General features: G+C 38.1%; 9 protein-coding genes. All 9 read left to right on the forward strand.

Annotation, left to right across the window (positions count from 1 at the left end; translation table 11 throughout):
• Window positions 1–291: 291 nt before the first annotated feature.
• The 9 genes from parE (at window position 292) to WFH04_RS10365 (ending at window position 10582) form a co-directional block, all read left to right on the forward strand.
• A complete protein-coding gene (gene parE / locus WFH04_RS10330) occupies window positions 292–2262 on the forward strand; it encodes a DNA topoisomerase IV subunit B (protein WP_336823963.1) in 1971 nt (656 codons plus the stop codon).
• Window positions 2259–4688, forward strand: coding sequence for a DNA topoisomerase IV subunit A (gene parC, locus WFH04_RS10335; RefSeq protein WP_336823964.1), 2430 nt, complete (start codon window positions 2259–2261; stop codon window positions 4686–4688). Before parE ends, parC begins: the two co-directional genes overlap by 4 nt.
• A 95-nt stretch (window positions 4689–4783) precedes the next feature.
• Window positions 4784–6007: an MFS transporter gene (locus tag WFH04_RS10340; RefSeq protein ID WP_336823965.1), complete on the forward strand. Its 1224-nt coding sequence runs from the start codon at window positions 4784–4786 to the stop codon at window positions 6005–6007.
• Window positions 6008–6541: 534 nt separating this feature from the next.
• The gene (locus WFH04_RS10345; protein WP_336823966.1) at window positions 6542–7390 is read left to right on the forward strand and encodes an alpha/beta fold hydrolase; all 849 of its coding nucleotides are present in this window, start codon (window positions 6542–6544) and stop codon (window positions 7388–7390) included.
• A gap of 87 nt (window positions 7391–7477) precedes the next feature.
• Window positions 7478–8305, forward strand: a complete 828-nt coding sequence (locus WFH04_RS10350; protein WP_336823967.1) for a GNAT family N-acetyltransferase — start codon at window positions 7478–7480, stop codon at window positions 8303–8305.
• A gap of 49 nt (window positions 8306–8354) precedes the next feature.
• Window positions 8355–9161, forward strand: coding sequence for a nucleotidyltransferase domain-containing protein (locus WFH04_RS10355; RefSeq protein ID WP_336823968.1), 807 nt, complete (start codon window positions 8355–8357; stop codon window positions 9159–9161).
• 87 nt (window positions 9162–9248) lie between these two features.
• The gene (locus tag WFH04_RS10360; protein WP_336823973.1) at window positions 9249–9434 is read left to right on the forward strand and encodes an HAD hydrolase family protein; all 186 of its coding nucleotides are present in this window, start codon (window positions 9249–9251) and stop codon (window positions 9432–9434) included.
• Window positions 9415–9648 carry a GNAT family N-acetyltransferase gene (locus tag WFH04_RS18375; RefSeq protein WP_408020186.1) on the forward strand — a complete coding sequence of 78 codons (234 nt, stop codon included), beginning with the start codon at window positions 9415–9417 and terminating at the stop codon, window positions 9646–9648. Before WFH04_RS10360 ends, WFH04_RS18375 begins: the two co-directional genes overlap by 20 nt.
• A 247-nt stretch (window positions 9649–9895) precedes the next feature.
• Complete coding sequence (locus WFH04_RS10365; protein ID WP_336823969.1) at window positions 9896–10582, forward strand: hypothetical protein; 687 nt, start codon at window positions 9896–9898, stop codon at window positions 10580–10582.
• The last annotated feature ends 78 nt before the right edge of the window (window positions 10583–10660 follow it).

Consider the following 10660-nt stretch of genomic DNA (forward strand, 5'->3'; position numbering starts at 1 on the left):
TTCAAAATCCGCGCGCAAAACATAAACGCAAAATTGACATTAGTTGTCCTTTTAGTCTATCAGAACAGTAGAGCGCCGACAATATGAGGAATGGATTTATAAGAAAATGCATGCTTCTATTAAACGATATATGGGTAAAATTACAAACACAAATGCCTTATCTCATTGCATAATAGCGCTTTCTTATATACAATTAATTGAGCGACATACCCGGAACGTTGATTTGACAAGGTTTACGGGAAGCAGTACGATAGATTTAGTATAGAACATTCGTTTGATGGGGGTTGCGATTTGACGAAGAATGTATCAGTAACAGCATATAATGATGACTCCATTCAGGTCTTAGAAGGCCTTGATGCGGTTCGTAAACGACCGGGAATGTATATCGGTTCTACGGACTCTAGAGGACTTCATCATTTAGTGTATGAAATTGTTGACAATGCAGTTGACGAGGCATTATCAGGCTTCGGTTCGGAAGTGGATGTAACAATCCATATAGATGGCAGTATAAGTGTAAGGGATTACGGTCGCGGTATGCCTACAGGTATGCATAAGACCGGGAAACCGACAACCGAGGTTATCCTTACCGTCCTACATGCCGGAGGAAAATTTGGTCAAGGCGGCTATAAGACAAGTGGAGGGCTGCACGGCGTCGGTGCATCGGTTGTTAACGCTTTGTCCGAATGGTTGGAAGTGACGATTTTCCGTGATGGGAAAAAATATCGTCAACGCTTTGAACAAGGCGGCAAGCCTGTAACAACACTTGAAGAAATCGGAAATACAAGGGAAAAGGGGACGTTGATCCACTTTAAGCCTGATCCACTCATATTTTCAACGATTAAATACCAATATGAAACGTTATCGGAGCGATTAAGAGAATCTGCTTTCCTGTTGAAAGGTTTGAAAATCGTTTTAAAAGAAGAAGGTACTGATAAACATGACATTTTCCATTATGAAACGGGAATAGAAGCCTTCATTTCTTATTTGAATGAAGAAAAAGATGTCATGCATGATGTCGCTTATCTGGAAGGGGAAGCGGAAGGAATAGAAGTGGAGTTCGCATTTCAATTCACAGATGGCTATTCTGAAACGATTTTGTCTTTTGTAAACAATGTGCGTACAAAAGATGGTGGAACACATGAAACGGGAGCCAAAACAGCAATGACGCGCGTTTTTAATGAATATGCACGAAAAACGGGCTTATTGAAAGACAAGGATAAAAACTTGGATGGCTCGGATATACGAGAGGGTATTTCAGCAATTATTTCTGTGAGGATTCCGGAAGAAATTCTACAATTTGAGGGACAGACAAAAGGAAAATTAGGTACAGGGGAAGCACGTACTGCGACTGACTCGATCATTTCCCAACAGTTGCTATATTTTCTTGAGGAAAACGCTGAATTGAGTGCTAATTTAATTCGAAAAGCGATACGTGCTCAACAGGCGAGAGAAGCAGCGCGAAAAGCAAGGGAAGATGCACGCTCAGGCAAAAAGCGGAAACGTTCAGACACGTTGTTGTCTGGAAAGCTTACACCTGCTCAATCAAGAAATGCTGCAAAAAATGAACTGTATTTAGTTGAAGGAGATTCTGCGGGAGGATCTGCTAAACAAGGCCGGGATCGGACATTCCAGGCTATTTTGCCATTGCGCGGTAAAGTGATTAATACCGAAAAGGCGAAATTGGAAGATATTATGAAAAATGAAGAAATCAATACGATTATTCATGCGATTGGCGGTGGAGTCGGTTCCGATTTTCAAATTGAAGATATCGCCTATGACAAAGTAGTCATTATGACGGATGCCGATACAGATGGGGCACATATTCAAGTGCTGCTCCTTACATTTTTTTACCGTTACATGAAGCCTTTAATCGAAGCCGGAAAGGTATATATCGCTTTACCGCCGCTTTACAAAGTGTCCAAAGGAACCGGCAAGAACGAACAAGTGGAATATGCGTGGACTGAAGCCGATCTTGACGAAGCAATTAAAAAAATTGGAAAAGGCTATATGCTGCAACGCTATAAAGGTCTTGGTGAAATGAATGCCGACCAACTATGGGATACGACAATGAATCCTGAAACGCGCACATTGATCCGAGTAACGATTGAAGACGGAGCGCAGTCCGAACGGCGTGTAACCACTTTAATGGGGGACAAAGTAGAGCCAAGAAGAAAATGGATTGAAAACAATGTTGACTTTGGAACAGAAGAACATAATATTTTAGAAAATGAATTTTTGCATGTCGAGGGGGACTTTGAATGACCTTATCAGAACGTTACCAAGATCTGCCCTTGGAAGAAGTAATCGGCGACCGTTTTGGACGCTATAGTAAATATATTATTCAAGATCGGGCGCTTCCTGATGCGAGGGATGGCTTAAAACCCGTACAACGGCGTATTTTGTATGCAATGTTCCACGAAGGCAATACACATGATAAAGCATTTAGGAAAGCGGCAAAAACAGTCGGAAATGTGATCGGTAATTACCATCCTCACGGAGATACATCTGTGTACGATGCAATGGTCCGAATGAGCCAGGACTGGAAATTGCGGCATTTAATGATTGAAATGCATGGCAATAATGGTTCCGTTGATGGTGATCCTGCAGCAGCAATGAGGTATACCGAAGCAAGGCTATCTGCAATTGCAGGTGAAATGTTGAGAGATATTAACAAAGAAACAGTTGAATTCATCCCGAATTTCGATGATACTGAACCGGAACCGACTGTACTTCCTTCGCGCTTCCCTAATTTGCTCGTCAATGGATCAACTGGGATTTCTGCAGGTTATGCAACGGATATCCCGCCGCATTCCTTACATGAAGTAATTGATGCCGTGCTCATGAGAATGGATAATCACAGTGTTACAGTCGATGAATTGATGACGGTTATAAAAGGTCCAGATTTTCCTACCGGAGCAACGATTCAAGGAATCGATGGCATTAAGACAGCCTATGAGACAGGGCGAGGAAAAATTATTGTTCGGTCCAAATCTGAAATCGAGCCTTTGAAAGCAGGGAAATCCCAAATTGTCATTACAGAAATTCCATACGATGTAAACAAAGCTAATTTGGTAAAAAAAATCGATGAACTTCGTTTAGACCGTAAAATGGATGGAATTGCAGATGTACGTGATGAATCGGATCGAACAGGTTTGCGCATCGTTATCGAATTGAAAAAAGACATGGATGGCCATGCAATTTTACAGTTTTTATTAAAAAACACGGATTTACAAGTTGCGTATAATTTCAATATGGTCGCGATTTCAAATCGCAGGCCGAAATTGATGTCGCTTCCGATGTTATTGGATGCTTATATAGACCATCAGAAGGAAGTTGTAACGAAGAGGTCGAAATACGATATAAGAAAAGCGAAAGACCGTCTACATATTGTTGAAGGCCTTATGAAAGCTTTATCGATCTTAGATGACGTCATTCGCACGATCCGAGCGTCCAAAGATAAAAGAGATGCCAAAAACAATATTATTAAAAAGTTTGACTTCACAGAAGTACAAGCGGAAGCAATCGTCTCCCTGCAACTATATCGGTTAACGAATACGGACATTACCGAACTGCAAAAAGAAGACGCGTCATTACGTAAACTAATCGCAGAGCTCGATGCCATTTTAAAAAGCGATAAAAAGCTTTCGAATGTTATTAAGAAAGAGCTTCTTGAAATTAGAAAACAGTTCGCCGAACCGAGACGATCGGTCATTGAGGAAAAGATTGAAAATATTAAAGTGGACCTTGATATTCTTGTTCCAAGTGAAGATGTTGTCGTATCAGTAACGAAAGACGGCTATGTAAAACGGACAAGTATCCGGTCATTCAGTGCGTCAAATGGCACTGGACAGGAAATGAAAGAATCCGATTATAGTCTCCTTGAATCGGTTATGAATACGCAGCATCATTTGCTCATTTTTACTTCACTCGGCAATTATGTCTATCAGCCGGTTCATGAATTGCCGGATATTCGTTGGCGTGACTTAGGGCAACATTTATCGAGCATAATTTCTCTTGATCAGAACGAAGAGATTGTAGCAGCAATCGGAGTAGAAAGCTTCGACCAGGAAGCTTCCATTTTGACGGCTTCAGATAGCGGCAATATTAAGCTGTCGAAGCTCTCTGATTTCCATGTTCAACGGTATTCAAGGACATTTAAAGCGATGAATTTGAAAAAAGGAGACCGGTTAGTGGATGCTCAGCTCGTGAAAGGTGAGGAAGACGTTATTTTATTCACAGAGCATGCATACGGGCTAAGGTTCTCCCTATCTGAGCTTACCGAAACGGGTGTCCGAACAGCAGGTGTCAAAGGTATTAACTTAAAAACAAATGATCGTCTCGTTGCAATGACTGTTATCCGAGATGAGACTGAATCGATATTGATTGCCACTCAACGGGGCGCTGCAAAGCGAATGGCGCTGAAAGAGATGGAGCCCGCCGCAAGAGCTCAGCGTGGCGTTGTCGTGTTGAAAGAATTAAAAACGAACCCTCATAGAATCATCGGTGTAGAACTTGTAAAACCGACTGATTCGGTCATTTTAAGCACGAAAAAAGACGATAAAGTAGAAATTGAAGTAAACACACTTAGATTAGTTGACCGATATTCTAATGGTAGCTTCCTTGTCGATGAAAATGATGCCGGACAAGTAGAAAAAATGTATAAAGAATTAAAAGCAGAAGTAAAATAGGGAATGAAGTCACGGGAAAGTTTCTCGTGACTTTTTTCGTTGCTTTCCGTATAATAGTTCGAAAAGCGAAGTAAATTAGGAATGAGGATGGGGTTATGTGGAAAAACCGGAATGTGTGGATCATTCTATCGGGTGAATTGATCGCCGGACTTGGATTATGGACCGGTATAATTGGCAACTTAGAGTTTTTACAGGAAAAGATCCCGTCAGATTTTGTAAAAGCACTCATATTAGCGATTGGGCTACTTGCAGGGATCATCGCCGGACCTTTAGCAGGGCGTATTATTGACCAATCCAGGAAGAAGACCGTATTGCTCTTGGCTGGCCTTGGAAGGCTGCTAAGCGTTGCATTTATGCTAATCGCAATTGCAACAGATTCAGTTTGGTGGATGATGGGGTTCGTTATCGCTATACAATTATCAGCTACTTTCTATTTTCCAGCACTGCAATCAACAATTCCGCTCGTCGTTAAAGATGATCAGCTGCTTGCGATGAATGGCTTGCATATGAATATCGCAACGATTGCAAGGGTAGCAGGGACGGCATTAGCCGGTGTTATGTTAGTCTATTGGTCTTTATCATCTCTCTATTGGATTTCTGCAGTCGCCTACGCAGTGCTGCTCATCTTTACGATGATGCTGCGTATAGACGAAACGAGAGATGAAGATGTTCGAAACAAGGGCAATAAAGAAAAAAATAACTTTAAAGATATGTTTCCTGTGTTGAAATCGTATCCCGCAGTTAGCATGACATTAATTATGACGATGATTCCTTTATTATTTTTAGGCTCTTTTAATTTAATTGTTATTAATCTAAGCGAAATCCAGCAATCTTCAACGATAAAAGGCCTTGTTTATGCAGTGGAAGGGATCGCCTTCATGGTCGGTTCTTTTGCAATAAAATATGTTACAAGGAAATGGAAAACAACATTTATCTTATTTTTCTTCGCTACAATGGTAGGTATCGCAGAATTCTTGCTTGTTTTTGCAGAAAATTTGATTTTATCTTTAAGCGCTTTCGCCTTTTTAGGCTTTGCATTAGGCTGTTTTTTCCCAACAGCAATGGTAATTTTTCAGAAACAAATGCCAAAAGCATACCATGGACGTTTTTTCTCTTTCAGAAATATGTTGGAAAGGGTCATGTTCCAAGTTGTGCTGCTAAGTGCAGGGGCATTTTTGGATATTGTAGGGTTGCAAACGATGGTCGTTATATTCGGATTCATTAGTTTAAGTTTAACAGCGATTTTTTTCCTGCAAATGAAACGCAGGAATATTATATTAGAACAGCAAGTAAAGCCGTCGGTAGTTAAGACGGTTTAATAACTAAATATATGAAAAAGCGTAAGATGGAATGGCAGATGTCCGTTCCATCTTACGCTTTTTCTTTTCTGATTGGACATTTCTTGTAATGATTTTAGTCTTCGATCCATAAAGATAGTCGACAGAAGGCAGGGAAAAGATAGGGAATTTGGGCGAGACATACGCAAGTGAGAAATAAAGTGGTTTCTTCTTTGCATGGTACATAATGTGGATTTAACAGTGGAGTTGACTCAAAAAAATATTTTCATGCTTTAAATAGAAACACCCTACATTGGCAAATATATATTACTTCGGACAATATTCATGATCAAATACAGGAGTCGTATTTTTCAGAAGTGTGTTACAATAGTTATTATAAGCCAGTTGTTTTCAATGTATAAGTTTTATGAATAAAGTTAATTTCTTCATAACCTTTACGTCCAGCGAACGGCCTCGATCATTCGCAACAGTTGTTCGAAAATCGGCCAGATGGATGATAATCGTTCAGTGTTTTTTACTAGGAATGTATTCAAATAATAGTACTGGGAGGTAAAAATGGACCATGAAGAAAAGAAGAACACTAATTATATAAATTTAAATAATCAAAAAGTATATTTCAACATTGTCGGGAATGGTGAGCCTATTGTCTTCCTCCATGGCGGACCAGGAAGCCAACATCAATTCTTTTTGCCTCACGTTTTACCTTTATCTAAAAACTATAAATTGATTTTTTATGATCAAACGGGTTGTGGTCAATCAGAAACAGAAAAATCCGGCCAGTACTCCATGAGTATGGAAGTAGAAGTTTTAGAATTGTTAAGGAAAAAACTATGTTTAACTAAAATGAACTTATTCGGAGAATCGTGGGGGTCTATGCTTGCATTACTTTATGCCACTACATATCCAGAGCGAGTCAATGGGCTATTTTTAACTGCTGCAATAGGTGTTACGGCTCAAGGGTATAAAAGCTTTCAAAAAGAACTTATGAAAAGACTTTCTCTCAAGGATAAAATTAGGCTATTTATATTTTCATTTAAAAAAGTGAATAAAGATAGTGAAAGAGTCTTGGAAGTTTTAGACCCCTACTATGTATTCTCAAAAGAAAGTTTACAAAAGAAAAAGGTTTTTAAAATGAACAAGGTAGTAAATAAAAAAATCATAGATGATATAGTAAAAAACTATGATTTAACCGATAAACTTTTTAAACTGGATCAAATCCCAGTTATGGTTGCACAAGGAAGTCATGACATTTTAGATCCCTCTAAAATTAAACAACTTTTAATAGATTATATACCGCATGCAACATTAGTTGAAATCAACAATGCCGGTCATTGGACAGTAGTTGAAAAACCACAGGAAATTATTTCAATTGCAAAAGATTTCTTCAGCTCATCTAATTGCTAACGTTTTTTACGTCAATTTTTTTATGGGGGACTAATGAAAAGTGATGTGGGTATCTCTGAAAAAGCTGCACATTAGGGGGGATATTTAATGATCGTTAAACTGTCTAAAGAAGATTATTATAAAGTTAATAAATTATTGGTTACTCCGCAAGAAAAAAATGAAAATGTATTAAATGCAGTTATTAGCGGTATGAATCAAGGCGTAGTATATGTTGATCAAATAGAGGAGCCTCATACTGCTATTGTATACGCGGTAGGCTTGGGATACTATCTGCTCGGCGATCCAGAGAATGGGTTATTTAACAGCTACCTTGGTAATTTAATTTCCACACAATTAAAGCAAGAAAGTCTGGATTCATGTGGAGGAGTTTGGTTTATCGGCAATATCTTTAATGAATCTTGGAAAAAGACTTTGCAAAAAGTGGTTGATGGGCGTAAATATTATGTTGGGTATAACGTCTATTACGAATTGGTTACGGAGCGTTTCAAAAAAGGATTGGAGCAACCAGGTCATATACTTGATGAAGACCTTGCCATGGTAAGGATTACTAAGGAATTGATTAATGCTGACGAGAGGCTAAGGGAAGAGTTAAAAGAGTATTGGTCCTCGGCGGAATCTTTTACTCAACATGGATTAGGATATGCTATTTTAAAAAATGGCAAGGTAATAAGTACATGTTACTCATGTTGTGTTAACGGAGACCGCCATGAAGCATATATAGCAACATTTGATCAAAATATGCGAAATTGTGGTTTGGCAACGATATTAGGACAACAATACATAAAGGAATGCTTAGAAAGAGGGTATGGTGTGTATTGGACAACTGATGAATCAAACGAGCCGTCCAAAAGAGTGGCTGAAAAATTAGGATTTGATTATTCTAACCGATTGATGTCGTTCGAATTTGAGTTTTGATAAAACAACAAGGACTTGATGAGCGATACACAAGGAAGGTGGAGCCAAAGTGACTTGTTTACAAGCTGGATATGGACTTGATGGAGATGGATACATCATCAGCGATGTTCATATAGACAAAATCCATTCTATTTTTCTCCCTCTCATACATGATTCAATCAAGGAAATAGGATTGCTGTTTCCGAATCAACTGCATAGTGTCTATGTATATGGCAGCGTTGCAAGAGGTGAAGCAATTATAGGCAAGTCAGACCTTGATCTCATAGCAATGTTCATGTGTACTCTAAATACTAATGAATTCAAGCAGCTTAAAAACTTGTCTGTTGCGTTGTCTCAAAAGTATTCTTCCTTAGTTCGTGATGTCGGCATTGCTGTTGCAGACTATGCCTACACAATTGATCCTAAAAATTACTACGAAGGGGCATTCCTTAAGGAATTGTGCATTTGTGTCCACGGAGAGGATCCTACAATAGCATTTGGTCCTTATAAGCTTACACCAGAGATCGCACTCAGTTTCAACGGAGATATTGGAAACGTTGTAACTCGAACAATTCACCGAATCAATTCAGTTTCTGATGAAGAATCTATAAGGATTTCACATGGATTCGCACGGAAATTCATTCGAACGGGTTATTCTATGGTTATGGTACGCTCTCAAATTTGGACAACACGACTTCATCAACAGGTGAAAATATTTATTCATCATTTTCCTGAGAAGAAGCGAATCATTCAAACTTTCCAGGAATGGTTAGAAGAGCCGATAATCGATCGAAATTTAGCGCTATATCTTATTCAGAGTGAAGGTAAATGGATTACAGACAACTTTGAACGTGAGGTTATTCGTACACCTTCATAGGCAAAATAGCGCGATTTTGAAGATCGTAAGGTAGTAAATTGATTTTAGAATATTTTTGAGGTCCATTACTAGGAATTTACTTGTTCGATAAGTTTAAAACATCCATTTACCGAATTAGTAGCAGCTACAGGCAGACCATTCTCAATGTGTCAGGAATTAAAAACTATAGGAATAGAAACCTTTATTACAGCGAAAGGAGCGTATACTAAACATAAAGATGAAGTGATACATAAAGCACCATTACCAAAACACGTTGTTCATTCTGGCTGTTAAGCCATCTTGCAAAGGGAAGGGCATTGCAACAAAGTTAATGAAGTACGGTGAATGTAAACTTTCAGAGATGGAAGAAAAAAGAGTTAGGTTAACAGTAGCTAAAACTCATCCTTATTTAAGCAAAATGTATGGAGAAAAAGGATATGAAATTGTGGGAGAACGTTTTTTTCAAGACCTTCCATATGACGAATTTATTATGGAGAAATTATTGTAGTTTTTCTTAAAATAGCTGGTGCGATTGCTGTAGATATAGTATCCTAATTCCTTTAATTTTATATTGATGGAGTTAAAAAAATGTTTAATTGCATTTTACAATTCAACCCATTTAACTATTGAATAGTGTATACTTGTTACATAAATTAGAAAACTTCGAATTGGTTAGTATGCTGCAAACGGACCATATTGCTTTGTAAGATTGGGACAAACAAGCTGATTAATGGGAAAGGGAGAAATGAATATCTATGAATAGTTATTCCGAAATATTTAACGAAATAGTTGATATTGTTCACTCTGACTATGCTGGTTATGAAGAAAAACAAGATTGGGATGAACCTGAATATTATCGTGAAGAAATTAAGAAATTAGAGGGCCAACAGGAATTAACACCACAGAAATTTACTGAAATCGTTGATGACTATCTCATTAGTTTTCAAGATCGTCATATGTATTTTAATTTTGAAGGATCAGACAACGTAAAAACTATCACCCGTGGTTTTCGAACAAGAAGATATAAGGATGTCCTTTATGTTATAGAGACATTCGAAGAAAATCGATTTCCAAAAGGATCAAAAATTGTCGCAATTGACGATCGAACAATTAATCAAGTAATAGCTTCGAATCCGAGTTCATTAAGAGGAGCTAGTGCAGAACGTGAAGATTGGTCGCATATCATTAATAAATCATCATTTGTTACAATTGAAAACGAAAATGGAGAGCATATTAAATTTGGTTTGAAAGATTACGAACCAGTTTCTAAAAAGAAAGAGCATACACTAGAAGTAATAAACGAAGGAACTTTAGTCATCACTTTGCCGAGTTTTGCTGATGTGGACAGTACCTTGGATTTTGTGAAAAATCAAGATGCTAAAATAAAAAAATGTACAAATCTAATTATCTGTGTAGTGCAAAATAGAAGTACAGAGTTTTGAAGAGGAAAAGTACATAACGTTGCAACACAAGTTTTAATAAAAAAAGGCTTGCCAGCCTTCCAATATTTCTCTACTGTA

The sequence above is a fragment of the Sporosarcina sp. USHLN248 genome, assembly GCF_037144575.1.
Classification (GTDB): Bacteria; Bacillota; Bacilli; order Bacillales_A; family Planococcaceae; genus Sporosarcina; species Sporosarcina contaminans.

Excerpts from the sequence above, each read along its gene's own strand:
- WFH04_RS10345 (WP_336823966.1), top strand. The coding sequence starts at position 6,542 with ATGGACCATGAAGAAAAGAAGAACACTAATTATATAAATTTAAATAAT.
- parC (WP_336823964.1), top strand. The coding sequence starts at position 2,259 with ATGACCTTATCAGAACGTTACCAAGATCTGCCCTTGGAAGAAGTAATC.
- WFH04_RS10340 (WP_336823965.1), top strand. The coding sequence starts at position 4,784 with ATGTGGAAAAACCGGAATGTGTGGATCATTCTATCGGGTGAATTGATC.
- WFH04_RS10365 (WP_336823969.1), top strand. The coding sequence starts at position 9,896 with ATGAATAGTTATTCCGAAATATTTAACGAAATAGTTGATATTGTTCAC.
- WFH04_RS10350 (WP_336823967.1), top strand. The coding sequence starts at position 7,478 with ATGATCGTTAAACTGTCTAAAGAAGATTATTATAAAGTTAATAAATTA.